26 protein-coding genes and 1 tRNA gene are annotated in these 24,894 nt (G+C 63.5%); 12 read left to right on the forward strand and 15 right to left on the reverse strand.

Annotated elements, in window-relative coordinates:
* Positions 1–25 precede the first annotated feature (25 nt).
* Both WBR68_RS03785 and WBR68_RS03790 read left to right on the forward strand, forming a co-directional pair.
* A complete protein-coding gene (locus WBR68_RS03785) occupies positions 26–1,249 on the forward strand; it encodes a YeeE/YedE family protein (protein ID WP_230693576.1) in 1,224 nt (407 codons plus the stop codon).
* Between the two features lie 117 nt (positions 1,250–1,366).
* The gene (locus tag WBR68_RS03790; protein ID WP_050445941.1) at positions 1,367–3,007 is read left to right on the forward strand and encodes an FMN-binding glutamate synthase family protein; all 1,641 of its coding nucleotides are present in this window, start codon (positions 1,367–1,369) and stop codon (positions 3,005–3,007) included.
* A gap of 36 nt (positions 3,008–3,043) precedes the next feature.
* On the opposite strand, the gene WBR68_RS03795 is transcribed toward WBR68_RS03790, so the two are convergent.
* The 3 genes from WBR68_RS03795 to WBR68_RS03805 form a co-directional block, all read right to left on the reverse strand.
* Positions 3,044–4,420 (reverse strand): phospholipase D-like domain-containing protein, encoded by a 1,377-nt coding sequence (locus tag WBR68_RS03795; protein WP_230693680.1) that lies wholly within the window; start codon positions 4,418–4,420, stop codon positions 3,044–3,046.
* A 125-nt stretch (positions 4,421–4,545) separates the two neighbouring features.
* Positions 4,546–4,878 carry a DUF883 family protein gene (locus tag WBR68_RS03800; protein ID WP_050445943.1) on the reverse strand — a complete coding sequence of 111 codons (333 nt, stop codon included), beginning with the start codon at positions 4,876–4,878 and terminating at the stop codon, positions 4,546–4,548.
* Positions 4,875–5,207 (reverse strand): hypothetical protein, encoded by a 333-nt coding sequence (locus WBR68_RS03805; protein ID WP_230693577.1) that lies wholly within the window; start codon positions 5,205–5,207, stop codon positions 4,875–4,877. Before WBR68_RS03805 ends, WBR68_RS03800 begins: the two co-directional genes overlap by 4 nt.
* Between WBR68_RS03805 and egtD the strand changes: the two genes are divergently transcribed.
* The 3 genes from egtD (at position 5,206) to WBR68_RS03820 (ending at position 7,795) form a co-directional block, all read left to right on the forward strand.
* A complete protein-coding gene (egtD, locus tag WBR68_RS03810) occupies positions 5,206–6,183 on the forward strand; it encodes an L-histidine N(alpha)-methyltransferase (RefSeq protein WP_230693578.1) in 978 nt (325 codons plus the stop codon). The two genes, WBR68_RS03805 and egtD, sit on opposite strands and share 2 nt — an antisense overlap.
* A 36-nt stretch (positions 6,184–6,219) precedes the next feature.
* Positions 6,220–7,536 (forward strand): ergothioneine biosynthesis protein EgtB, encoded by a 1,317-nt coding sequence (egtB, locus tag WBR68_RS03815; RefSeq protein ID WP_050445945.1) that lies wholly within the window; start codon positions 6,220–6,222, stop codon positions 7,534–7,536.
* 182 nt (positions 7,537–7,718) lie between these two features.
* Positions 7,719–7,795, forward strand: a tRNA-Met gene (locus WBR68_RS03820).
* Positions 7,796–7,847: 52 nt separating this feature from the next.
* On the opposite strand, the gene WBR68_RS03825 is transcribed toward WBR68_RS03820, so the two are convergent.
* From WBR68_RS03825 to WBR68_RS03835, 3 genes are all read right to left on the reverse strand, one after another.
* The gene (locus WBR68_RS03825) at positions 7,848–8,768 is read right to left on the reverse strand and encodes a hypothetical protein (RefSeq protein WP_050445946.1); all 921 of its coding nucleotides are present in this window, start codon (positions 8,766–8,768) and stop codon (positions 7,848–7,850) included.
* Positions 8,769–8,975: 207 nt separating this feature from the next.
* Positions 8,976–9,167 carry a hypothetical protein gene (locus WBR68_RS03830; RefSeq protein ID WP_050445947.1) on the reverse strand — a complete coding sequence of 64 codons (192 nt, stop codon included), beginning with the start codon at positions 9,165–9,167 and terminating at the stop codon, positions 8,976–8,978.
* Positions 9,168–9,307: 140 nt separating this feature from the next.
* On the reverse strand, positions 9,308–9,559 hold the full coding sequence (locus tag WBR68_RS03835) for a hypothetical protein (RefSeq protein WP_050445948.1): 252 nt from the start codon (positions 9,557–9,559) through the stop codon (positions 9,308–9,310).
* 260 nt (positions 9,560–9,819) lie between these two features.
* Here WBR68_RS03835 and WBR68_RS03840 point away from each other — a divergent pair, with 260 nt between their 5' ends.
* The gene (locus WBR68_RS03840) at positions 9,820–10,011 is read left to right on the forward strand and encodes a hypothetical protein (protein ID WP_230693579.1); all 192 of its coding nucleotides are present in this window, start codon (positions 9,820–9,822) and stop codon (positions 10,009–10,011) included.
* Positions 10,012–10,043: 32 nt separating this feature from the next.
* Here the strand turns inward: WBR68_RS03840 and yddG are convergent, their stop codons facing one another.
* A complete protein-coding gene (gene yddG / locus WBR68_RS03845) occupies positions 10,044–10,949 on the reverse strand; it encodes an aromatic amino acid DMT transporter YddG (protein ID WP_050445950.1) in 906 nt (301 codons plus the stop codon).
* A 165-nt stretch (positions 10,950–11,114) separates the two neighbouring features.
* Between yddG and WBR68_RS03850 the strand changes: the two genes are divergently transcribed.
* A complete protein-coding gene (locus WBR68_RS03850; protein ID WP_050445951.1) occupies positions 11,115–11,369 on the forward strand; it encodes a hypothetical protein in 255 nt (84 codons plus the stop codon).
* Between the two features lie 18 nt (positions 11,370–11,387).
* Here WBR68_RS03850 and WBR68_RS03855 read toward each other — a convergent pair whose 3' ends face one another.
* Positions 11,388–12,962: a sensor domain-containing diguanylate cyclase gene (locus WBR68_RS03855; RefSeq protein WP_127183866.1), complete on the reverse strand. Its 1,575-nt coding sequence runs from the start codon at positions 12,960–12,962 to the stop codon at positions 11,388–11,390.
* Positions 12,963–13,223: 261 nt separating this feature from the next.
* Between WBR68_RS03855 and WBR68_RS03860 the strand changes: the two genes are divergently transcribed.
* Positions 13,224–15,101, forward strand: a complete 1,878-nt coding sequence (locus WBR68_RS03860; protein ID WP_230693580.1) for a DUF4153 domain-containing protein — start codon at positions 13,224–13,226, stop codon at positions 15,099–15,101.
* Between the two features lie 30 nt (positions 15,102–15,131).
* Here WBR68_RS03860 and WBR68_RS03865 read toward each other — a convergent pair whose 3' ends face one another.
* From WBR68_RS03865 to WBR68_RS03875, 3 genes are all read right to left on the reverse strand, one after another.
* Entirely contained in the window at positions 15,132–16,223 is a 1,092-nt protein-coding gene (locus WBR68_RS03865) for an AI-2E family transporter (protein WP_050445955.1), read from the reverse strand.
* Positions 16,224–16,290: 67 nt separating this feature from the next.
* Positions 16,291–16,995 carry a DUF3053 family protein gene (locus tag WBR68_RS03870; protein ID WP_127183863.1) on the reverse strand — a complete coding sequence of 235 codons (705 nt, stop codon included), beginning with the start codon at positions 16,993–16,995 and terminating at the stop codon, positions 16,291–16,293.
* Positions 16,996–17,156: 161 nt separating this feature from the next.
* Positions 17,157–17,666 carry a GNAT family N-acetyltransferase gene (locus tag WBR68_RS03875; protein WP_230693581.1) on the reverse strand — a complete coding sequence of 170 codons (510 nt, stop codon included), beginning with the start codon at positions 17,664–17,666 and terminating at the stop codon, positions 17,157–17,159.
* A 118-nt stretch (positions 17,667–17,784) separates the two neighbouring features.
* Between WBR68_RS03875 and WBR68_RS03880 the strand changes: the two genes are divergently transcribed.
* From WBR68_RS03880 to WBR68_RS03890, 3 genes are all read left to right on the forward strand, one after another.
* Positions 17,785–18,144: a hypothetical protein gene (locus WBR68_RS03880; RefSeq protein ID WP_050446083.1), complete on the forward strand. Its 360-nt coding sequence runs from the start codon at positions 17,785–17,787 to the stop codon at positions 18,142–18,144.
* A 729-nt stretch (positions 18,145–18,873) separates the two neighbouring features.
* The gene (locus WBR68_RS03885) at positions 18,874–19,155 is read left to right on the forward strand and encodes a hypothetical protein (protein ID WP_050445959.1); all 282 of its coding nucleotides are present in this window, start codon (positions 18,874–18,876) and stop codon (positions 19,153–19,155) included.
* A gap of 111 nt (positions 19,156–19,266) precedes the next feature.
* Entirely contained in the window at positions 19,267–19,959 is a 693-nt protein-coding gene (locus WBR68_RS03890; RefSeq protein WP_050445961.1) for a cytochrome b/b6 domain-containing protein, read from the forward strand.
* Positions 19,960–20,062: 103 nt separating this feature from the next.
* On the opposite strand, the gene WBR68_RS03895 is transcribed toward WBR68_RS03890, so the two are convergent.
* Both WBR68_RS03895 and purB read right to left on the reverse strand, forming a co-directional pair.
* A complete protein-coding gene (locus tag WBR68_RS03895; RefSeq protein WP_050445962.1) occupies positions 20,063–20,521 on the reverse strand; it encodes a c-type cytochrome in 459 nt (152 codons plus the stop codon).
* Between the two features lie 58 nt (positions 20,522–20,579).
* Positions 20,580–21,956 (reverse strand): adenylosuccinate lyase, encoded by a 1,377-nt coding sequence (gene purB / locus WBR68_RS03900; protein ID WP_230693582.1) that lies wholly within the window; start codon positions 21,954–21,956, stop codon positions 20,580–20,582.
* 161 nt (positions 21,957–22,117) lie between these two features.
* Between purB and WBR68_RS03905 the strand changes: the two genes are divergently transcribed.
* Positions 22,118–22,729, forward strand: coding sequence for a glutathione S-transferase (locus tag WBR68_RS03905; protein WP_050445964.1), 612 nt, complete (start codon positions 22,118–22,120; stop codon positions 22,727–22,729).
* A 117-nt stretch (positions 22,730–22,846) separates the two neighbouring features.
* Here WBR68_RS03905 and WBR68_RS03910 read toward each other — a convergent pair whose 3' ends face one another.
* The gene (locus tag WBR68_RS03910) at positions 22,847–23,668 is read right to left on the reverse strand and encodes a sulfite exporter TauE/SafE family protein (RefSeq protein WP_050445965.1); all 822 of its coding nucleotides are present in this window, start codon (positions 23,666–23,668) and stop codon (positions 22,847–22,849) included.
* Positions 23,669–23,774: 106 nt separating this feature from the next.
* Positions 23,775–24,893, reverse strand: a complete 1,119-nt coding sequence (gene mnmA / locus WBR68_RS03915; protein ID WP_230693583.1) for a tRNA 2-thiouridine(34) synthase MnmA — start codon at positions 24,891–24,893, stop codon at positions 23,775–23,777.
* Between the last annotated feature and the right edge of the window lies 1 nt (position 24,894).

The raw sequence follows: 24,894 nt of genomic DNA on the forward strand, positions 1-24,894 counted from the left end.
GAATCCGATCCCACCGGGATACCCCATGAGCACCAACGCCTCGACCCTGCCCCTGCCCTCGGCCCTGCCGCCGCTACAGATCAACCGCAAGCCGCTGTGGATTGCCTTGCTGCTGTTGCTGGCTGGGGCGCTGTATCTACTTCAAACCGTCAGTTGGCGCCAAGGTGCGCTGTGGGTCGTCGGCGCGCTCTTGGGCATCACGCTGTACCACGCCTCTTTCGGCTTCACGCAGGCCTGGCGTGTCTTTGTGTCCGACCGCCGCAGCGCGGGCCTGCGCGCGCAGATGCTCATGCTGGGTGTGGGCGTGCTGCTGTTCTTCCCCTTCCTGGCGGCGGGCACGCTGTTTGGCCAGCCGGTCACGGGTTTTGTGTCTCCGCCCGGCGTGTCGGTGCTGCTGGGCGCGTTTCTCTTTGGCATCGGCATGCAGTTGGGCGGCGGCTGCGCGTCGGGCACCTTGTTCGCGGCGGGGGGCGGCAATACGCGCATGCTGGTCACGCTGCTTTTCTTTATCGTAGGCTCGGTCATCGGCACCGCCAACTACAGTTGGTGGTCCACGCTGCCCGCGTTGGCGCCCACCTCGCTGATCAAGGCCTGGGGCCTGGCGCCCGCGCTGATCGCCAATCTGGCTGTGTTCGCGCTGATCGCCTGGGGCGCAACCGTCCTGGAAAAGCGCCGCCACGGGCATGTGATTTCCTTCGCGTCGCGCACCGCGCGCCCCGCCTCCTTGCTGCAAGGCCCGTGGCCCCTGATCTGGGGCGGCGTGGCGCTGGTCGTGCTGAACTTCGCCACGCTGGCCTTGGCTGGCCGCCCCTGGGGCATCACGTCGGCGTTCGCCCTGTGGGGCGCCAAGACCTTGAATGCCGTCAGCGGTGACGTGGCAAGCTGGGCCTATTGGGCCAAGCAGCCGTCGCTGGTCGCTCCGCTGCGCCAGGACGTCACCACCGTCATGGACATCGGCTTGATGCTGGGCGCGCTGGCCGCGGCCAGCGCCGCGGGCAAGTTTGCCCCGGTGTGGAAGGTTCCGGCGCGCTCGCTGGCGGCTGCGGTCATTGGCGGCCTGCTGCTGGGTTATGGCGCGCGCCTGGCCTTCGGCTGCAATATCGGGGCCTACTTCAGCGGCATCCTGTCGGGTAGCCTGCACGCCTGGCTGTGGCTGCCGGCCGCCTTCGCGGGCAGTGCATTGGGTGTGCGGCTACGCCCCGCCTTCGGCCTGGCGGTCGAAAAAACCCCGCCAGCTTCCGCTTGCTAATGGCCTACTGCTGAAAAACAGTGTTCCACGCTCGGCCCCCTGTTTTCAGGGGGCTTTCTTTTTTGGTCACGGCCGCCTGGTGTATGGTTGCTGCATTTCCGCATCACGGAGAGGAACATGAGTTGGATACTTGGCCGTTACACGGCCTTTTTGTTGACCCTGGCCGGCGCTGCCGTCACCGCCGTCCTGGCTTTCACAAGTTCGCTCTGGTGGCTGTGGGCCGCCGTTCCTCTGGCGATGCTGGGCGCGCTGGGCGTGTATGACCTGATCCAGACCCGCCACGCCATCCGCCGCAACTACCCCGTCATCGGCAACCTGCGTTTCCTCTTTGAGTTCATTCGGCCAGAGATCCGCCAGTATTTCCTGGAAGACGATACGCATGCGGCGCCGTTCTCTCGCGCGCAACGCTCGATCGTTTACCAACGCGCCAAGCGCGAAGTCGACAAGCGTCCGTTCGGCACGCAGGAAGATGTTTATGGCGACCGCTATGAGTGGATCAACCATTCCATGTCGCCCTCGCACATCAACGACACCGATTTTCGCGTGACGGTGGGCGGCCCCGATTGCACGCAGCCCTATTCCATGTCGGCCTTCAATGTGTCGGCCATGAGCTTCGGCGCGCTGTCGGCCAACGCCGTGCTGGCCCTGAACGAAGGCGCGCGCCAGGGCAACTTCGCGCACGACACCGGCGAAGGCGGCATCAGCCGCTACCATCGCCAGCCTGGCGGCGGCCTGGTGTGGAACATCGGCTCGGGCTATTTCGGATGCCGCGACGAACACGGCGCCTTTTCGGAAGAAGCCTTCGTCAAGAATGCCTGTACGCCGCAGGTGAAGATGATTGAAATCAAGCTGTCCCAAGGCGCCAAACCCGGCCATGGCGGCATCTTGCCCGCAAGCAAGGTCACGCTGGAAATCGCGGAGGCGCGCGGCGTCGCGCCTTGGCAAGACTGCAACTCCCCGGCCAGCCATTCGGCCTTTGACACGCCCATCGGGCTGATGAAGTTCGTGGCGCGGTTGCGGGAATTGTCGGGCGGCAAGCCGGTGGGCTTCAAGTTCTGCGTGGGTCACCCGTGGGAATGGTTCGCCATCGTCAAGGCCATGCTGGAAACCGGAATCACGCCGGACTTCATCGTGGTCGATGGCGCGGAAGGCGGCACGGGTGCCGCGCCCGTGGAATTCGTGGACCACGTGGGCACACCACTGCGCGAAGCGCTGCGCCTGGTGCACAACACCCTGATCGGCGTGAACCTGCGCGACCGCATCAAGCTGGGTGCATCGGGCAAGATCATCACCGCGTTCGACATGGCGCGCGTAATGGCCATGGGCGCCGACTGGTGCAATGCCGCGCGCGGCTTCATGTTCGCCATCGGCTGCATTCAGGCGCAGGCTTGCCATACCGGCAAATGCCCCACGGGAGTCACCACGCAAGACCCCTTGCGGCAACGCGCGCTGGTGGTGCCGGACAAGGCCCAGCGCGTGGCCGACTTTCATCGCAATACGCTGCACGCGCTGGCCGAACTTCTGGCCGCCGCCGGCTTGACCCACCCCGGCCAGTTGCGCCCGCATCACATCGCGCGCCGCATCTCGTCGAGCGAAATTCGCCTGCTGTCGGCGTTGTTTCCTGAATTGGCGCCGGGCGAGCTGCTGCGCGGTGAATTCCGCCATCAGGTATTCCGCGTGGGTTGGGCGATGGCGCAAGCCGAGTCGTTCCTGCCCACGCAGGACATCACCACGGCGCTGGCCGAACACCGCGCATAGCGCGCTGGCCCTTGGGGCGGATGGACGACGCGCCGGCTACAACCAGCGCTCGAACATCCGCGAAAAGGTTTCCATGAAGCGGTCGTCGATGCCTCGCTGGCCCCATTCATCCTGAGTGATGGGCACCGAGTCAGCAACGTCGCGCTGGAACAAGGCTTCCATTTCAGCGGCGAATTCCGGCCCCAGCACCACCGCGTTGATCTCGTAGTTCAGGGCAAAGCTGCGCCAATCCATATTGCTGGAGCCCACGGTGGACCACACGCCGTCAACCACCGCCGTCTTGGCATGCAGCAAGGCGTCGCGCCGCTCATAGAGCTTTACGCCGGCATCAAGCAGATCGGTGTAGTGCGAACGCCCTGCATGAAAGACCAGCGACGAATCGCTGAACCCCGGCAGCACCAACACCACGTCCACCCCCCGCCGCGCGGCCGCCGACAGCACGTCGATGAAGGCGGGATCGGGCACAAAGTACGCCATGGTGATGTGGATCGACTTCTGCGCGCTTTCGAACGCGGACATCAAGGTCAGATAAACGGTATAGCCGTCGCTGCGGTCAGGCTGGTTGGCCAGTATGCGCACGGTTGTTGACCCGACGGGCGGCGCCACATAGGTGCCGCCGCCCTTGATGGGTTCGTCGGATTGCGACGCCCACCCCGCCTGGATCACCTGCTCCAGTTGCGCCACCGCCGGCCCTTCAATGCGCAGATGCGTATCGCGCCAGGGCGCGACCTTGGCATCGCCCGTGGCCTTCTGGTCGTCTGCCTTTGCGCCGGACCCGCCGCCCGCGCCTGGGCCGGAACCCGACGCCGAGCCTGGCGACGATTCATAAACACTGCTGACGTTGATGCCGCCTACGTAGCCCACCTTGCCGTCGACCACCAACACCTTGCGATGGTTGCGCTGGTTCGGCGACCAACCCGCGCGTGCGGCTGCCGGATTGACGGGGTTGAACACCGCCACTTGCACGCCCGCATCGCGCAGGTGTTGGAACAAGGCATCGGGCGTCTTGATGGTGCCAACCGCATCCACCATCAACGAAACCTCGGCGCCGCGGTTGCGCGCGGCGATCAGGGCTTCGGCAAAGCGCGCGCCTTCCGCATCGTCGTCAAAGATATAGGTTTCCATGTGCACGTAGCGGCGAGCCTGCGCAATGGATTGCAGCATGGCGCGATACGTACTGGGCCCGTCAGCCAACAGCTTGACGCGGTTGCCGGGCGCTAAAGGCGCGCCGCTGACAGCCTGCTCCACCGCCAGGTGCCTTGCCAGGAAATCATCTTTGGGGGTGTTGGGGTCCGCCGCGATGCCATGCCCGCGGCGGTAGCTTTCACGCGCTGCATCGGCGGACAGGCCGGCCTGCGCCTTGCGCGCCTGGCGCTCCCGCGCATCGGGCACACTGGCGCAACCAGCCGCCATGGCGACGGCGCAAATCAGCCACAGCGCACGCCCCCAACGGCGCGCGCCGGACAAGCTTGCAGGCTTGCCCGGCGCGAATTCTGTCCGGCACAGGGCCGGAGGCGGCCTCATAAGAGAAGCCCGATTTAACGCCGGCCGCTTGCCACCAGGCACCCCAGCACAGCGCCCAACAGCGCTGCCACGCCCACCGACTTCCAGGCGTTTTCATGCACATATTCATCGGCGTAGGCCTTGGCGCGATACGCACGTTCGCGCGCCGCGCCTTCCCAATCGCCCGCATGGTGGCGGGCTTCGGCCAGTTGCTGCTTCAAGCGCGCGCGCGCGGATTCAATTTCGGAGCCCGTGTAGGAAGCCGTCGAGCGCAAGAGATCTTCAGTGCCGGCGACCAGGTCGCGGAAGCTGTCGTTGACCCGATCGCGATGCAGAGCCATCTCGGCGCGTTGGTGCTTTCGATTCATAGTCGCTCCTTGAAAATGTTGGGCCCATGGGGCGTCACCCCGATGGGATGTCGTCCTGTTGACCAGATCTGCATTGTGCCGATCATTCGGCGCCGCCGCTCCAGCTTTCGCAACCAGCCGTAATTCGATATTTCAGCGGCGGGGACGGTCGGATCGGAACTTGCTGGTAAGGACGCAAGAAGCTTGGCCCCGTTTTTCGGCCCGGCTTCGATTTCGTAAAAGTCCATTGCATTCGGCGGCCTGGCGCTTGACACCGCAACCCCCCTCGCCGCCACAATACCCCTCTTGCAATGCGCTTCAACCGCCTCGGAAAAAAGGAATGAACGCATGGTTTCCCCTTCTGCAGTGCTTGCCCACGCCGTCTCCGATTTTTTCGAGTCCGGTTCCCAGGCGCCCAGCCCAGAGCAGATCGAATTGCGCGACGGCCTGCTCGACGACCCCGCTCATATCGACCCCAAGTACCTGTACGACGCGCTGGGCTCCTCGCTGTTCACCGCGATCACCCAACTGCCCGAGTACTACCCCACCCGTTGCGAAGCCGAGATTTTTCAACGCCATGGCCAAGCCATCGCGAGCCACATCGGGCCGGTGCAATCCATGATTGACCTGGGCGCGGGCGATTGCGTCAAGGCCGAGCGCCTGTTCGCCCGCCTGAAGCCTCAGCATTACATTCCGATCGACATTTCGGCCGACTACCTGCAGACCGCCGTCGAACGGCTGCGGCTGTCGTACCCGGAATTGAACGTCACCCCGGTCGGCCAGGATTTTTCGCAAGCGCTGGCCCTGCCGGACGGCATACCCGACGCGCAGCGGCTGTTTTTCTATCCCGGTTCCAGCATTGGCAACCTCAGCCCTGAAGATGCGCACGCCATGCTGCAGCGCATCCGCGCGCAATGTGAGGGCGGCGGCCTGTTGCTGGGGGTGGACCGCGTCAAGCCCAAGCAAGTGCTGGAGCCCGCCTACGACGACGCGTTGCACCTTACCGCCGCGTTCAATCTGAATCTGCTGCGGCATGTCAACACCGTGTTGGATGCCGATTTCGACGTTGCGGACTGGCGCCACCTGGCGCTCTTCAACAGCGCGCGATCGCGCGTGGAGATGCACCTGGAAGCCTTGCGCGACGTATGCGTGAGCTGGCCCGGGGGCGAGCGCGAATTCCGTGCTGGCGAACGCATCCATACCGAAAATTCCTACAAATTCACGCCGCAAGCGTTCGCGGACCTGCTGCAACGCGCCGGCTTTCACGACATTGCCCACTGGTCGGACTCACGCGGCTGGTTTTCGGTTTTCAGCGCCCGCGCCTGACGCGCGCTTTCCCCTCAACGCCACTGGAGGATCGCCATGGAACCTGCCTGCCTGCTGACTCACCCCGCCACCGGACCCTACGCTGGCGGGCAGGCCGGCCAGCACGATCGCTACGACGCCGTGCGTTCTACCAGCACGGCGCTTGCCGCGCCGCTAAGCCCGGAAGATTGCCAGGTGCAATCCATGCCGGACTGTAGCCCCGTCAAATGGCATCTGGCGCACACCACCTGGTTCTTCGAGACTTTTTTACTGACGCACTTCCACCCTGCCTATACCGCCTTCCACCCGCAGTACCGCATGCTGTTCAACTCGTACTACAACGCCATCGGCGCCAAGCATCCGCGCCCCCAGCGCGGCCTGCTGTCGCGGCCGACGCTTGCCGAGGTGCAGCAGTACCGCCAGCATGTGGACGCCGCCATGCACGACCTGATCTCGCGCTTAGGCGGAAACGACCCGGCCTTCGACGCCTTGCTGGAACTGGGCCTGAACCACGAGCAGCAACATCAGGAACTGATTCTTACCGATGTGAAGCACATGCTGTCCTTCAACCCGCTCAAGCCCGCCTACGTGGCGTCGGGCGCACCGGCGCTGCCGCCCGCAACGCCGGCCGGCTGGACCCGTTATGGCGGCGGCATCACTCGCATCGGCCACGACGGCAAGGGCTTCGGCTTCGACAACGAAGGGCCCGCCCATGAAGTGTTGCTGGCGCCGTTTTATCTGGCCGACCGGCTTGTGACACAACACGAATTCCTGGCGTTCATCCAGGACGGCGGCTACAAGCGGCCCGAGCTGTGGTTGTCCGCCGGCTGGGACCGCGTTTGCGCCGAAGGTTGGCGCGCGCCGCTTTATTGGGAAGGTCAGCGCGACGACTGGCGCGTCTTCACGCTGCGCGGCATGCATGAACTGGAACTGCAGGCGCCAGTCACCCATGTGAGCTACTTCGAAGCCGACGCCTACGCACGCTGGGCGCGCGTACGCCTGCCGCGCGAAGCGGAATGGGAACATGCGGCCCGGCAACTGGCGGACCCCGCCTTCCCTGGCCGCGCCAACATGCTTGAAAACGGGCACCTGGATCCGCGCCCGGCGCCCGCGCGCAATGGCTCGGGCGGCCCCGTCCAACTGTTCGGCGACACCTGGGAATGGACGTCCAGTGCCTACGACGCCTATCCAGGCTACAAGCCTGATGCTGGCGCCGTCGGCGAATACAACGGCAAGTTCATGTGCAACCAGTACGTACTGCGGGGCGGCTCATGCGCCACGCCGCGCGATCACGTCCGCGCGAGCTATCGCAATTTCTTCCCACCCGAAGCCCGCTGGCAGTTTTCGGGAATCCGCCTGGCTCGGGACGTGTGAATCACTTCCTGTTTTTTTGCAGCAAGCCCGCTTGCAAACAAAAAAAGTTTCATGCTAGAATTTCGTTCTTCGTTGATCAGCGCTACTGAATAAAGCAGCGGAATAAAGCTAAAAACTGAAAGGTTAATAGCTGAAAAACCAAAGCTATAGGCAGAGGCAGCACTGAATGACGAACAAGGATTGGCGCATTAGCTCAGCCGGTTAGAGCGACGGAATCATAATCCGCAGGTCCCCTGTTCGAATCAGGGATGCGCCACCAAGATTTAGAAAGGCCCTCACTTCGGTGAGGGCCTTTTGCGTTGCGCGCGCGCCTACAGCGTGCGCAGGGTATCGCGGCGCTTGCCACCCCAGGTTGCGGCCAGGCTTGCGACGAACGCGCCGATCAGCATGGATGCAAACCCCCACAGCGCGAACGCGGCGGCGGCTTTGCGGGCCTGATCGGCCGCTTCCTTGGCTGTTTGCTTGGCCTCTTCGGCCGCCTTCTTGGCGTTGGCGATGGTCTGCTCAACGCGGCGCTGTGCAACGGCGGGATCCTGGCCGGTTTGCGCGGCCACCACCTTGGTCACGTAGTCGCGGTCTTCGGGCGTCATCTCTCCGCGCGCCAGGCTCATGGCGACGATGCGGCCGACTTCCGCGCGGGCCGCGCCACGGTCGCCCGCCGCCTCGGGCCGATCCGAGCGCAACAAGGTATCGGTGAAGTAGTCGGTTGCGCGGTCCATGCCGCCGCCACTGGCGCCCGCCGCCCCGGCCGCCGCCGTTGCCGTGATTGCCGTGCTGGCGCCTGCCGCCACCGAAGCCCCCGCTTTCGCCGCACCGGACGCCAGCGTTGCCAGCGCGGAACCCAGCAGCGCCGCGCTAACGACAGCACTCAAGGCCCACACTAAAAAGCCATGCGCGGTATCGCGGAAATAGATCTCGTCCGAATGCACATCCACCCACTTCGTGCGCAAACGCCCGGCCACGTAGCCACCGATGCCGTAGGAAATGATCTGCGTGAACAACATCCACGCAATGATGCCGATGCCGACGGCAGGCGCCGACATCCCCTCATCGCCCCACGGTGAAACCGATAGAAAGCCCAGGCCGGTTCCCCCCGCAAACAACGCCAGCGAGAGCGCCGCCGCGATCACGGCGCCAGCAAACACCGCCGCCCAAGACACCGCCGATATGGCGGACTCGCGCGGCGGAATGGCGCCGCCGTGGGCCAGGCTTGAAGATGATGCGTTTTCCATGGTGATTCCTTGTTCATTGTTTTGTGACGTGGGCGGGCGCAATACCGAAGGGGCAATCCCGAACGGCACCGCAACCCCAAGCCCGGCGTCAATGCCAGAAAAGCGCCAGCAGGATGATGATGGGAATGGGCACGCCGAGCAGCCACAACAGAATGGAACGCATGTGACAGTCTCCTTTTTAGGTTTTCGAACCACGCAAACCGGCAATCAAGCCAGATCTATCGTTCCCGGCAAACGGGGATCCGGCGCCGGCGGCGTCGGATCAACAAGCGGCGGGTCGTCGGGCGGTTGATTGGGGTCCGGCAGCGGATCATCGGGCGGCAGATTGCCGGGCAATGACGGATCGTCCGGCGGCAGATCGTCCGGCAGGCCGGGCTCTCGATGCGGGATTTGGGACATGGCTTGTTCTCCTCTGGCGGCGCCAAGCGCGCCGCCACCGCTACAGCAATTGCCGTGCCCACCCAAGCCCCGGCATGGCCGCCCCAGCAAAAAGCCCTCTTGCGAGGGCTTGTTCGTAAAACGCGGGCGACCGGGCAGGGTCAGGGCTTGAGCTTGCCGTCTTTGGCCACCACCAAGCCATTTTTTTCACCGGCGCCCAGAAATTCCACGACGGCGGCCTTGCCTGCAGCCGATGCTTCATCCTGGCTGCCGTAGCGCTTTTCAGAATAATTGGTGCTGTGCACATTGCCGCTTTCGGGATCAAGCAAGGTAATGATCCACGCAAACTCTCCCGGCAAGAGTTGCCTGACTTGAAGGGTGGCACGCGTGCCGGGGCGCAATTTCTGCGTCATGTTTCGGATTTTCCGTGGAGATATGCGCCCATCGTAGCGCAATCGGACTTGCCTTAAACGCGCTTTCGCACGCTGTTTGAAATGTTGCGCGCGCACATGGATTCATGCTGCAGGGCGCGCGGCAAAAACACCACACCGCCACATTTGTGCCAGGAAAACCCTAGGGACAACTCTGCGAATACAGGCGCACAATCAGTACACACATCTAGACCGCGCAACGCGGCGCCGAATCCCTTTAATCAGGCGAGGACGGAGACAACATGACTTACGTAGCAGTGGTAATCAGCTGTTTGATGGTTATGGGTATCGTCGGATTGGTGATTCAAACGATTCGAAGCGCGGGGCCAGAGCCCTGGCTGAAGATATCGGCGGCGATTGTCAGTTCAACCTTTGCGTCGCTGTTATTGATTCCGCTGGGCTATGCGGTCGCGCTGTCCATGCTGATCGACTGATAGTTCTGCCCCAGCGTTTTAGCCGCCCCGGGCTAATCGCCCCGGGCGGATTTGGTTCTTGTGGCCACCCAACACAGCAAGGAACCGGCGGTGACCATGGCCACGCCTTGCCAGAATGAAGCCGTCAAGCGGGTAGATAGCCATATGGCGGCAAAGAAGGTGGAAAGCACCGGGGTGAAATAGGACGCCGTCGCCAGCAAAGTCAGGTTGCCCTTCAGTAGGCCCACGTTCCACAGCGCATAACCGGCTGCCATCGCACCGCCGGTCAGGCATAGCTCCAGCGTGGCCGGGCCGGTAAACGTCAATGGCGGTTCAGCGCTGAAAAAATACTTTGCCCACAACGCCGCCGCGGTCAGCATGAAAAATAAAGCCACGCCGTTTTTTCCATCGGCGAATCGCTTGGTCACATTGCAATATACGGCCCAGATAATGGCGCCGCCGAATGCCAATCCGTAGCTGAGAGGATTACTGGATATGTTTGCGACGGTGCGTTCCCAGGACAGGCCCGATCCGCCCACGACCCAGGCAATGCCGCATACCGACAGCGCTATTCCCGGCAACACCCAGGCGTTGGCGCGCTGGCCGTTGAACACGATGGCCAACAACACAGTCAGGCAGGGCCACAGGTAATTGACGATGCCCAGCTCGATGGCCTGCTCCCGGTCGATGGCAAAGCCCAGCGACAGCGACAGACAGATTTCGTAAGTGACAAACAGCAGGCTGCCCACCATGAGATAACGACGCGGGAAACTCCGCAACGCCGGAAACCCGAGCAGACACACAAGGAATACCGAACCTACCGTATAAATGAGCGCGGCGCCGCCGATGGCGCCAAAACTCTCGCTGATGCCGCGAATCAGTCCAACGACCGTGCCCCAAAGCAGGATCGCCAGCAGACCACAGAGAGTGGCCGCATGCCGGCCGGAAAAAGATCGCATGAACGTGTTCGCTTATTGGCTTGATGCCCGCCCTGGCGCGGCAACAGGCGGGCAGTGTAGCGAAAACCTATCGTTATCGTAGTGACCAGCCTTGGTATCGAGGCGTCCGCGCAGGGAAACGCGACAGACCCACTGAAACATCAATCAAGAGGGAGTATCAGCCGCATGGCCATTTCCATACGTAGATTGAGCGATGTGCTTGCCAGCACGGAATCGGGCAGGCTGTACCGGATAGAGGTTTTCTTGCAGGCGAACGACCGGGGTCCGTCCAGCCCTGTGCCGCTGGCGGACTCCCGCTACATTCTCAGAACGTCGGACGGAGAAGGCGTGATCGCCCTGGGCGAACGGCGATATCGCTTGACCTCTGGCGAGGTCCTGACGGCGCTTGCGCCTCAGCAAGCACCGCAGCCCGATACGTGAACACGGTAGTACGCGCCATCACACGTCCGACGCCACCCGCCGCTTGCCTTCCGCCTTGGCCTTGTACAGCGCGACGTCGGCGCGCTCCAGCAATTGCAGCATCGTGATGCCAGAGTCGGGATACACGGCAATGCCGACACTTGCCGATACGGCCACGCGAATTCCTGGATAGGGTAGCGACAGGCTGTCCACCAAGGCCTCGGCCACCGGCTGCGCCTGCGCTTGGCCCACGCCCATCAACAGCACGGCGAATTCGTCGCCACCCAAGCGGGCCGCGACGTCAGACACGCGGATGGCCCGCGCCATCCTGTCCGCGGCTTCCTTCAGCACGGTGTCGCCCGCGGCATGACCATGCAGATCGTTGACCGCCTTGAATCCGTCCAGATCAATGGCAAGGATGGCGAAGGAATCGCCACTGCGCTGCGCCATGGACAGTTCGCGCAGGACAAGTTCTCCGAACAGCACGCGGTTGCACAAACCGGTCAAGGGATCGTAGTGCGCCAGGTGCTGGGCATGCGCCAGCATGCGCGACGCCTGCAACAACGCGGTGCCCACTTCTTCGGCCTCTTTGACGCTGGTGCCGGCCAGCTCAACGGTGCGCCCTTCACCGAGCGCCAGCGCCGGCCCCACCAGCCCTTGCACCGCCGAGGTCAGCCGGTTGGCCAGGCGCAAGGCCAGCCACAGGCCCAGGCCGAACGCAATCAAGGTGCCCAGCGCCACCCAGCCGATGGAGCGGTACAGGTTCGTCGTCACCAGGCTGATGGGCGCCCCGGCGGCAACCGTCCACCCTGACAACGCCGAGCGGCTGAATGCCGTATAGACGGGCGTGCCCTCTTTGGTGACCGATTCAAAAGCGCCTTCGCTTTCCCGCTGTATCGCCTGCACCAAGGAAGGCACGGCCTTTTGCCCGACAAACCGTGAGCTGTCGCCGGTGCGGGCGATGATGGTGCCGGATTCGTCCAGCACAGCCGCCACCCAGCCTTCCGGCAAGGCGTGCCGGCCCAGCGCGCTGCCGATGCGGTCCGGAGACAAGCCCACATTCAAGCTGTAGATGACGCTATCGCCGCGCACCACGGGCACGCCCATGGCAATGGTCGGCCGTTTGGTGACCCCGCCCATGAACAAGCCCGTCAGCACTGGCTGCCGTGTAATGAACACTTGGCGCAGGGCTTGTGGCGCACCGCTGCGCGGCAACGCTGATCCATAGGGAACCAAGGTGTTGATGATCTGACGCCCTTCCCCATCAGTGAGGACATAGCTGTCCACGATCTGGAAGCGCACGGAATCCCGGGCGCGCTGATGGAAGCTGGCCAGATCGCCGCTCAGCAGGTCTGGCGACGATGCCAGCATCTGAACCCCGGCTTCAACGCCAGTAAGCTCGCGGTCAAGCACAGAGGTCAGGTTGCGTGCCAGGAAAACCGTGTCGCGGAAAATCCGATCTTTCTGGACAACGTAGCTTTCGTACACCGCGATCGACGCCACGACCAGCGCGGGAGAAATACAGGCGAACACCAGGATGAGCAAACCGGTCCGCATGGAATACCGGTGTTGAGGACGCGCCCTCACGCCAGGCAGGCTTTCGCCGTCAGCCATCGCTTTCCCCCTTGGACCCATGCGCCTCCCGATACGTCCTGCCCCGGTGATGCCTCCGGGCGGGATGAAATTCAGAAATTATTGCAGAACCCCGCAACCGCACAATCCATGCACAGACGCCTTTTGCAGGCGCTATCGCGCCTTTCGGCGGGCTGTATCGCGTCCCCAATTTACTCCGAAATCAGCGGCCGGACGACAATTTCATCGCACACGCCTCGCCGCCGAAACGCACGAAGACGCCAAATTGCTACTATCCGCGGCATGAAGAACCCGTCCCTGAAAAAAACCGTCGCCGGACCGTTGGATGCGGCCGACAGGACCGTGCTGATCTATGGCGCCATCGCCGCCCTGCTTGGCGTATGCCTGCACGAACTGATGGCGCATCGAGCGTGGCCTTGGGGCAGACCCTTTGCCCTGTACTTCCTGCTGCAGTGGTTGGCGTTGACGCCGCTTGCCGGCGCCCTGCTGTCGGGCATGCAAAGCACCCGGCGCTGGCTGGCCGCGCTGTTCATTTATGGCCTGCTGCTGCCGGCCGTCACGGCCTATGGCCTGACGGCGGCCTATGGCGCGCTGCCCAACGAACGCGGAGGATGGCTAAGCCGCGGCGATGCCGCGATGCCATTGCTGTTGACCGGCATCGCCGGGTTTGTGCTGCTGCCGCTGGTGCAGGCGCTGAACACACGCCGGGCACAGTGGAATTACCCCGCCGTGTTCCGTGCGGCGTGGCGCAACACCGTCCATCTGGGCCTGAGCCTGTGCCTGGCGTCGTGCGTCTGCCTGTTGCTGGCGGCGGCGGGCGCCATGTTCGACATGATTGGGATCCGGCTTGTCCGCAGGCTTGTTGAAGACGCGACATTCCGCCTTGCCGTCTGGCCGATGATCCTGGCCGCCTGCCTCGTCGGCGTGCGCCGCCGCCCCGCGCTGACGGACACGCTGCAGCGATCCTGGCTGACGTTGAATGCTTGGCTGCTGCCGCTGGTCACGCTGGTGGGCTTGGCCTTCACCGTTGCATTGGCGGCGCGGCTGGCGTTGGACTTGCAGGCGGTGCAGTTATCCGCGGGCGCGCTGATTGCGTTTTCGCTGGTATGGATCAAGCTGATCAACGCCGCCTGGCAAGACAGCCCGAATGCCGCCCCGTTCGGCCCGCGCCTGCGTCGGGCCCTGCGCTGGGCAATGGTGTGCCTGTTGCCCCTGGCGGCCGTCGCGCTGTACGGCGCGGTGGTCCGCGTGGATCAGTACGGCTGGACAGTGCTGCGCGCCTGGGGCGTGGGCAGCGGCGTGGTACTGGTGCTGTATGGCGCCGGCTATGCCTGGGCGGCCTTGCGGCCCAGGCATGACCATGCAGCGCTGGCGGCCACCAATCTGGCCGCCGCCTTCGCCATACTGGCGCTGCTGTTGGCGTTCAACACGCCGCTTGCCAACCCCATGCGGCTGACCGCTGAAAGCCAGTTTCAACGCCTGGTCGACGGGCGCAAAGACCCCCAGGATTTCAGTTTTTACGCCATGGGAAAAGACTACGGACGATGGGGGCAAGACGCGCTGCGGCGCCTGGCCGATGGCGCCGCCAATGCGCGGGATCCCCGGATTGCCGTGGCCGCGGCTGAAACCCTGAAGGGCAGCTATTTCAACTGGGACGAGTCGCGGAACGACGCAGAGGATCCGCCGCCCGTCAGCCCGCCGCCGCTGGCAAGCACGCCTGCCGGACATGACGTTCCCGTGGCATGGTGGCGCCTTCTGCGGGCCGAATTTCCCAATGAGGCACGGGGGTGCGCCATATCGGCAGATGCGCAGGCGGACGCGCCGACAGACCCGCCAGCCGATGCAGCACCGCCCACGCAACGCTGCCAGGTGATCTTCGCTGACCTGACAGGCGACGACCAGGACGAACTCATCCTGTACGTGGCGCCGCAACGCAGTGGCGCACACCGAACGCGTGAATGGTTCATTGCGTTTACGCCGGCCGCCGGCGGCCAATGGCGCCACCTGGGCTATCTGCGCGCAGAAAGTTTCCAGCAGCCCATGGACGACATGACGGGCGTGGACGACATCGGGGAAGCCTTGCGGCAAGGGCTGGTGCGGACGCAGCCGCGCACTGAACGCGATCTGGTCATCGGCGACCAGTTGCTGCGCCTGCGCTGATCCAGCGCAGGCGCGCAGGCCCCGGCATCGTTATTTGCGCGACGCTGGGGGCGCTTCCTTCTGCTCGATCATGCCGTCGGAAGTCTGCGAGAAAAGATCCCAGCTCGCCATGAACAGCGCGGCGATCAGCGGCCCGATCACAAAGCCGTTCAGGCCGAATAGCGCCATGCCGCCCAGCGTGGAAATCAGAATCACGTAGTCGGGCATCTTGGTGTCCTTGCCCACCAGGATCGGGCGCAGCACGTTGTCGACCATGCCGATGACCAGCACGCCAAACGCGATCAGCACCGCGCCCTTGACCACGGCGCCCGTCAGCAGGAAGTAGACCGCGACAGGCACCCAGATCAGGCCGGCCCCCACGGCAGGCAGCAGCGACAGGAAGCCCATGATCACGCCCCACAACAGCGCCCCCTGGATCGACAAGATCGAAAAGATGATGCCGCCCAGTGCACCCTGCACCGCCGCCACCGCGACGTTGCCCTTCACGGTGGCCCGCACAACGGTGGTGAACTTGCGAAACAGATGCTGCTTGTGCCCATCGCTCAAGGGCATCGCGCGCTTGATACGAGCCGACAGTTCGGGCCCGTCACGCAGCAGGAAAAACAGCAGATACAGCATGATGCCGAAGCTGATCATGAACTGGAACGTGTCTTGCCCGATGCTTAACGCCTGCGTCGCCAGGAACTGACTGGCCTGCATCGCCCCCGCGCTGAGCTTTTCCTGAAGGCTGGGAATGTCGGCCAGGTCGAACCGCGCCAGCACATCATGCACCGACGGCGGCAAGGCCGCCATCGCCTGCTGAAAATACAGACCGAAATTCAGTTCGCCCGACTTGATGCTTTGGTACAGGTTTGCACCTTCGCGCACCAGCGATCCACTGATCAGCACCAACGGCAGAATGACCAGCAGCAATACCCCCAGCAAGGTGATCAGCGCGGCCAGATTACGCCGCCCCCCCATGCGCTTGGCCAGTCGGCGCTGCAAGGGTCCAAAGATGATGGCAAGAATGGCGCCCCAAAAAACAGCGCCATAGAAAGGCCACAAAAGCCAGCCGAACGCGATGGAGACCACCACGAGCAGGAGCAGAAAGGTTCTGAAGTGCAAGCTGGAGGATTGGCTCATATTTCGTTCCAGGCACGGCAAACGCCGCGAGACCCGCATTGTACTTAGCCTGTTCGCGCGCGCCGGTTCAGGCTCCACCACCCGCGGCAAGCAGGATGGTCTGTCGCGCTTGTGCAAGCTCGTCCGCCTGTGCATTCAGGCCCTGCAAGCGCAGATTCAATTCGTGTTGCAGCGTGGGCGTGGCGACACGCGTCTGACCGTCAACCAACTGTATTTCTTCGGCATTGGCCGACACCAGGTCCGCGATACCCAGGGCATCGCGTGCCACCGAGTCCATGCTTGAGGCTGCCCGCATGAGTTCAAGGGCGGGCCCGGAGACAGATTCGTCATACACGCCATCGTAGACAGGCGCCAGATCAGCCGGCAATTGCAGTTCTGCCCGCGCCTTGTCCGCTGTTTCACGCGCCTCCTGCAGCTTGGCCGCGCTTTCCGCGAGCGTTTTGCGCGCGGCTTCAAAACCGGACTTGCGCTCGACGATGTCACCCACCGAACGAATCGTCTCAAGCGCCAGCACGTCGCGCATCGCACGGGCCGACTCGGCCATTTCCTGCTGGAAATCGGTAATGACTTCGTAGGCATCGGCGTAGTCGCCCAGCGCCTCTTTTTCGACCTTGCTCAACGCGGCAATCGGCAGCAGCACATTGCTGTTCATCCGCGCTTGGAGCAACTGGATGAATGCCGCGCGCTCTTGCGGTTCTTTGTTGACGCAGGCCGTCACGAACAGCATCGAAGCCATCGCCAGCCCCGTCAGGCTGGCTCGCCACAGTGACATGCGTATCCTCCAGCGGGTTGATGAACCGGTTGGCGCCCGCCCCCGTCAATAGCGGACGCCAGTGCGCAGATTATCCCGAAGCGTCCGAGTAGGACCGCCCTCGGGCGGATTTTGTTGCGATCGAAGCGAGTTGACACAGGGCGGGTCTTGTTTCGCCTTGTTCAAGGCGGCAGCGGATACCTCATGGCGCAGCGCCGCCGCGGGTCAAAGCCCGCGTCGGCCTCCGCCTGGACGCGCCGCTGTAGGCCGGGCGAATACGGCGGTGCGAGTTCGCGGAAACCGAGCCGTCGGTAAAACGGCCCATTCCAGGGCAATTCGCGATCTGTGGTCAGGACGACGGCCCCGTAGCGCCCAGCCGCCCGCGCGTGGCCCAGCACCGCCTGCATCAAGCCTCGACCCAAGCCCCGCCCCTGCGAGGGCAAGGCCACCGACATTTCAACCAGGAACAGATCCCCATCCATGGGCTGAGCCAGCGCAAAACCGCATACCTGCCCGTCATCACGCAGCGCCACCCACAGCAGGCCGGCGGCGTGGGCCGCAACCAGGTCCGCCAACGGCAGCGGGTCCCCGTCGGCGGCCCACGCCATCGGGGTGCCGTGAAAACGTTGCGCGGCGGAGCGTTCGACATCGGCCAGGCAGGCCAGGTCGCAAGGTTGGGCGGGGCGGATCATCAGGGTCGAAAGTATGCCCTATGGCATGCCCGATTTCGAATGGGCTTCGCCCTTATTCCTATCCTTTAAAATGCCGGATTCCGGCCCCGGCCGCTCGCAACCCCACACGGCTTTGCCCATGACTCAACACGCCACTTCCGCCCCCTGGGGATTCACTCAGCCTGATTGCCGCGGCGCGGCCGCCCTGCTGTTCTTCATGAACGACCTGGCGCGCGTTGTGAATCAATACCTGGGACAGGGCCAATTGTCGGACGAGGCCCTGGCCGACGCTCAAAAGGCGGTTGATGCCTTGCTTGCGCGCTACGTCGAGATTGAAGCCGCGCCGGATGCGTTCAATGATGAACACATTGGTCTGGCGCTGGAAACCGAGCGCCAGCCGGACGGATCCATGGGCGCGCAGGTGGCATTGCGGATGTCCCCCCAACTCGAAGGCCTGATCATCGAGGCCCAGCGCCAAGCCCGCTCGGCAGAGCACTAAGCAGAACGGCGGCCTTGCCACCTGCTTATAAAAAACACTTGCGGCCGCTTTTCGTTTGCGATACTATCGACAGCTAATGTTTTCTGCGCCCCCATATTTCCCAGAATAAATAGGCCGGAAACATTCAAAAAGTTGATCCAAAAAGCTGGCTTGATTCTGGTGAACCGGATTCACCGCGCCGCAACAAGCGCGCTACGCCAGCAGCCTGCCAACTACCCGGAATTTCGATCCGGTTTGCGAAAACCCATAACGCGAAAACGCAAATCGTCGGCCCTCCGCCTGGAAAGCACGGCAACAGCCAAGCACCTCTTCACCATCCCGCCAGTCCGGTTTGGAATGAAGTTTAAAAACGAGCAACAAAACACGTTGCAGCCCAAGTCGTAACCACGACGGCAGCCGCACAGAAACCGCCAGAGCCAACCCACTCTGAGCGACCCCTCGGGCCTGAAGGCCGCCTGCTACCGCACGCACGCCACTTAAGCCCGAACCCGATACCGTCCTGGACTGACTGATGGCATCGGCTGCACCACCCCGTTACGCGCGCACGCAAAAAACATGAGAATGCGCAAACTGACGGCAACACTTATGCGTTAGTGTCATGCTTGGCCTGTCTGAAAAACCCGGTGACAGGCAACCGCGAGGACGCGAGGCGCTTTTGGTACGTCCGCCCTTCGCAGCATGCGCAACACGCAGCTTTTCTAATAACTAGAACTTAAGAGAACACACACCATGAATACTCGTTTCACCACCTCGGACCTGATCCGCCGCCCCGCTCACACGACGCTGGACAACACCCCGATCCATATCGGCGACATCGTTCATCTGCAACCGGCCAACGGCCCGGCCATCCGTGCAACGGTCATTTTCAACGCGCCGATCAACGGCACGACCACCTACACGACGGAAGTCGTGGCTTGCGGCAATACCTCGCAGAAGGCCCCCGGCCAGCGGATCCGTTTCCGCCACGAACATGTGCATCGCATCGAATCGGTGCGCAACGCTTCGTACTGAGCCCATCGGCGCCTGGCGCCGATTTCGCTTGAAGCCTCGCCGCGCCTGGTGCGCGGCGATTTCATTTTGACGTGATAAAGTCGCTCGCAACGCAGCCTTGGCCATCTCACCATGCAGAACAACCGACTCGCGGTACGCATCTGGGACCTTCCCACCCGACTCTTTCACTGGGCACTTGTCGTCTGTATCGTCGGCGCGTTCGTCAGCGTCAAGCTGGGCGGCCTGTATATGGACTGGCACGTGCGCTTTGGCTGTACGGCGTTGGGGCTGATCATCTTCCGCCTCTTGTGGGGCATCGTCGGCCCGCGCTACGCCCGCTTCGCCACCTTCGTGCGCGGCCCGGGCGCGGTGGCCAAATACCTCAAGGGCGCCGCCGCGCCCGCCGGCCACAATCCGCTGGGCGCACTGTCGGTATTGGCGCTGCTGCTGGCCGTCGGTTTTCAAGCCGTCAGCGGCCTGTTCACCACCGACGACATCATGACGCAAGGACCGCTGTTCGGTTATGTCAGCGCGGCCACCTCCGGGGCGCTGACCTCGTGGCACAAGCTGAACGAATGGGTCATCATCGCCCTGATCGCACTGCACCTTCTGGCAGTCGCCTGGTACGCCCTGGTGCGCCGCAAGCGCCTGGTGCGGGCCATCATCACGGGCGATGTCGACGCCAAGGACCTGCCCGCCGGCACCCCGCCCGCGCAGGACGGCATCGCCGTGTGGTTGCGCGCCCTGCTGCTGGGCGCCTGCGTAACGGGCCTGGTGTTGTGGATACGGTCAATCGAAGTCGTCGCCGACATGTCTTTTTCGTAATCCGCCACGCACCGATACGGCAGGCCAAGAACAAAAAAGCCCTTCGAACCATCGAAGGGCTTTTACGTGGCAAGTATCAATGCCGCCCGCGGACGGCAGGACCTTACTTCTTCTTGCGGTAGGAGTCGTGACAGGACTTGCAGCTGGCGCCCACGTCGCCGAAGGCAGCCCGCAGCTTGTCGAGATCGCCGGAATCAGCGGCGGCCGACAACTTCACGATATTGTCCTGGAAGGCTTGCTGCTTTTGCTTGAAGCCCGCGGCATCGCTCCAGATTTCGGGGCGCGCGTCGCCGCCTTCCGTACCCGGCCCGAAAGCCGCCCAGGGCAGCGCCGACAAGGTCTTCAAGACCTCGACGTTGGCCTTGATCTGCGCAGCATCGTACGGCGCCTGCCCCTTGACCACCGGCGCCATGCGACCAAAGTGCGAGGCCATCAGCGTCAGTGCCGACTGGCGGTACTTGACGGCGTCTTCAGGCTTGGCGAACTGCGCCGAGGCGGTCGTCGCGAGCAACGGCGCCACGGTCATACAGGCCAACGCGGCAAGCGTGGACAACTTTTGCATTGCAATCTCCCGTAAGTGCAACAAGAATGCCGCGCGCATGACGCGCGCGGCATGGCGACTATACCGCCCGGGCCAGCTTCGCGGCCAGCCCGATGTATGACCGAGGTGTCATTGCCAACAGGCGCGCCTTGGGCTCTTCCGGCAGCGCCAGACCCTGGATGAACTCGCGCAGGGCTTCTTCGGTGATGCCCTTGCCACGGGTCAAGGCCTTGAGTTGCTCGTAGGGCTGCGGCAGGCCGTAGCGGCGCATCACGGTTTGCACCGGTTCTGCCAGCACTTCCCAGCAAGCGTCGATGTCGGCATCGATAGCGGCCGTGTTCACTTCCAGCTTGCCCAGGCCGCGCATGCAGGCATCCCACGCTACCAGGCAATAGCCCAGACCCACGCCCAGGTTGCGCAGCACGGTGGAGTCGGTCAGGTCACGCTGCCAGCGGGAGATCGGCAGCTTGTCGGCCAGGTGGCGCAGCACGGCGTTGGCCAGGCCCAGGTTGCCTTCGGAGTTTTCGAAGTCGATAGGGTTGACCTTGTGCGGCATGGTGGACGAACCGACCTCGCCTTCCTTCAGGCGCTGTTTGAAGTAGCCCAGCGCCACGTAGCCCCAGATGTCGCGGTCCAGGTCGAGCACGATGATGTTGGCGCGCGTGATGGCGTCAAACAGGGCCGACATCCAGTCATGCGGTTCGATCTGGATGGTGTGGCGGTTCTGGATCAGGCCCAGGCCGGCCAGCACGCGCTGGCTGAAGGCGGGCCAATCGATTTCCGGATAAGCCGACAGGTGGGCGTTGTAGTTGCCGGTGGCGCCATTCAGCTTGGCCAGCGGCTCAACGGCCTCGACGGCGGCAATGGCGCGGTTCAGGCGCGCGGCCACGTTGGCGAATTCCTTGCCCAGCGTGGTGGGACTGGCCGGCTGGCCGTGCGTGCGCGACAGCATCGGCTGATCAGCCTGGGCTACCGCCATGTCGTTCAGCTTGGCAGCCAATTCGCGCAGGCGCGGCACCACGACCTGATCACGAGCGCGCGACAGCATCAGTGCGTGCGAAGTGTTGTTGATGTCTTCGGACGTGCAGGCGAAGTGGATGAATTCGGCGGCGCGGGCCAGCTCGGCATCATCAGCCACTTTTTCCTTCAACCAGTATTCGACAGCCTTCACATCATGGTTGGTAACGCGCTCGATATCCTTGATGCGACCGGCATCGGATTCCGAGAAATCCTGCACCAACTGCTGCAGACGCTGGCGGGCGGCCGGGGAAAAGCTGGGCAGCTCAGGCAGGCCGGCGTCAGACAAGGCGACCAGCCAGGCCACCTCGACTTCCACGCGGTGCGCCATGAAGCCGGCTTCGGACAGCAGACCGCGCAGCGCGTCGCTCCGGGAAGCGTAACGGCCATCCAATGGCGAAAGGGCATTAAGTTGGCTTAACTGATCGGCGATTTGCATGGTCTGGGGAAGAAATGGCTACGGATGGGAAAACCCGGCGATTTTATCATCCGAGGGCGCGCAACATTGTGGCAAACTGGCGAAGATTCCGGCCCGCGGACGGCGCGACCGTCATACGGCCTGCTATACTTCGGCCGCTTTTCGACTCCGCTTGTGACTCCATGAAACTGATCGGCTCGCTAACCAGTCCATACGTACGCAAAGTGCGTATCGTCATGGCCGAGAAAAAGCTGGACTACCGGCTTGAACTCGAAAACGTCTGGTCCGCCGACACGCAGATCCAAACGTACAACCCGCTGGGCAAGGTTCCGTGCCTGGTCATGGAAGATGGCGGCGCGCTGTTTGATTCGCGCGTCATCGTCGAGTACGTGGACACCTTGTCGCCCGTTGCCCGCCTGATTCCGCAGCAGGGGCGCGATCGTGCCGCCGTCAAATGCTGGGAGGCCATCGCCGATGGCGTCCTGGACGCCTGTGTGGCCATCGTCAAGGAAAACCAGCGCCCCGAGGCGCAGCGCAGCCCGGAATGGATCGAACGCCAATACGGCAAGATCCACGCCAGCCTGGACGCCATGAACAAAAGCCTGGGCGACAACGCCCATTGCATGGGCATCAACTACAGCCTGGCCGACATTGCCGTCGGTTGCGCGCTGGGCTACCTGGACCTGCGCTTTGCCGCGTTGGACTGGCGCACCAACCACCTGAACCTGGCCCGCTTGCACGACAAACTGGCGCAGCGGCAGTCGTTCATCGACACCCTGCCCCAAACCGCGTAAAGCGCGCCTGCCTGTCCATCAGGCATGGGCACTTGACGACCGGCCGCCATGCGCGGCCGGTTTGCATTGCGGCAGCGGCATAGCAAGCCGCCGCCGACCACCTGCCCCTATTCGCCCCTATTGCCCCGCAAAGGTCTGCCAGGCCTTGAACAGCATGTACGCCGCCAAAGCGAACAACAGACACGCGAACACCCGCTTCAAGGTCTGCACCGGCAGGCGGTGCGCCATCCGTGCGCCCAGCGGTGCGGTCAGCACGCTGGTGCACACCAACGCCAGCAAGGCCGGCCAATAGATATAGCCCAGCATGCCAGGACGCGATGCGCCCTCATTCAGGCCCGACACCACATAGCCCACGCTGTTGGCCAGCGCAATGGGAAAGCCCAGCGCAGCCGACGTCGACACCGCGTTGTGCAGGGCCACGTTGCACCAGACCATGAATGGCACCGACAGGAATCCGCCGCCCGCGCCCACCAGCCCCGACAGGAAACCGATACCCGCCCCCGCCGCGCTGGTGCCCACCACCCCCGGCATCTGGCGAGCCGGCTTGGGTTTCTTGTTGCGCAGCATGCTCCAGCCTGAATAGCCCACAAACAGCGCGAAGAACAGGGACAGCCACAAAGTGTTAAGGGCGGCGAACACCGCGCCGCCCGACACCAGGCCGCCAATGATGATGCCCGGCGCCATGGCCCATACGATGTTCCATTTGATCGTGCCGCGCTGCTGATGGGCCCGCACGCTGGAAATCGACGTGAACAGGATGGACGTCATCGACGTGGCGATGGCTGCGTGCACCACAAGCTCGGGCGGCATGCCCTGCCAAGAGAACAACATTGTCAACAGCGGCACCAGCAGCATCCCACCGCCGATTCCCAGCAGCCCCGCCGCGAAGCCGGCCAACGCGCCCAGCACCAGCAGGCAAATCACCATCGAAACATCCACAACCCTCTCCTCTCGTTTTGAATTCTTAGGTTCATGAACAAGGCCCCGCGGGCGTCGCACCCACGGGGCCCTGCTTGATCGCATGCGCGCCGATTCGAGGCGCGCGCTACAGAATGATGCCGCCGCCCAGGCAAACGTCGCCATCGTAAAGCACGGCCGACTGGCCAGGCGTCACGGCCCACTGGGGCTCGGCGAAATCCAGGGCGAAGGTGTCGCCATCAGCCTTGTCCAGACGGCAGGCCGCATCCGCCTGGCGGTAGCGCGTCTTGGCGCCATAGCCCGCGATCTCGGGCGGATGGCCCGCCACCCAACTGGCGTCCTGCGCCTGCAATTGGCTGGACAGCAGCCAGGGGTGATCATGCCCTTGCACCACGTACAGGATATTGCGCTCCAGGTCCTTGCGCGCCACATACCAGGCTTCGGCCGTGCCGTCTTCGCGCTGGCGCCCCTTCACGCCGCCCACGCCCAGGCCCTTGCGCTGACCCAAGGTGTAAAACGACAGGCCTTCGTGGCGCCCCACCTGCTGGCCTTCCGGCGTCAGGATAGGACCCGGCTCGGTAGGCAGGTAGCGGTTCAGAAATTCGCGGAACGGACGCTCGCCAATGAAGCAGATACCGGTGGAATCCTTCTTGGCGGCATTGTGCAGACCGATCTCGTGCGCAATGCGCCGCACTTCGGTCTTGTGGATCTCGCCCAGCGGGAACAGCGTGCGCGACAACTGGGCCTGGTTCAGGCGATGCAGGAAATAGCTTTGGTCCTTGGAGGCGTCCAGCGCCTTGAGCAACTGGAATCGCGTGCCGCCGCCCGCCGCCGGCACTTCGCGCACCCGCGCGTAGTGGCCCGTGGCGATGTGCTCGGCGCCCAGCGCCATGGCGTGGTCAAGGAACGCCTTGAACTTGATCTCGGCATTGCACAGCACGTCGGGGTTGGGCGTGCGGCCGGCCGAATATTCGCGCAGGAATTCCGCGAAAACGCGGTCTTTGTATTCGGCGGCAAAGTTGACGAATTCGAACTCCACGCCAACCAGGTCGGCAACGCTGGCGGCGTCCAACAGGTCTTGGCGGGTTGAGCAGTATTCGGAATCGTCGTCGTCTTCCCAGTTCTTCATGAACAGACCGACGACGTCATAGCCTTGTTGCTTGAGCAACCAGGCGGTGACCGAAGAATCGACCCCGCCCGACATGCCCACGACCACGCGGCCTTTCTTGGTGGATATTTGACTCATG

This window comes from Achromobacter sp. JD-1 (genome assembly GCF_038594925.1).
Taxonomy (GTDB): domain Bacteria; phylum Pseudomonadota; class Gammaproteobacteria; order Burkholderiales; family Burkholderiaceae_B; genus Achromobacter; species Achromobacter spanius_C.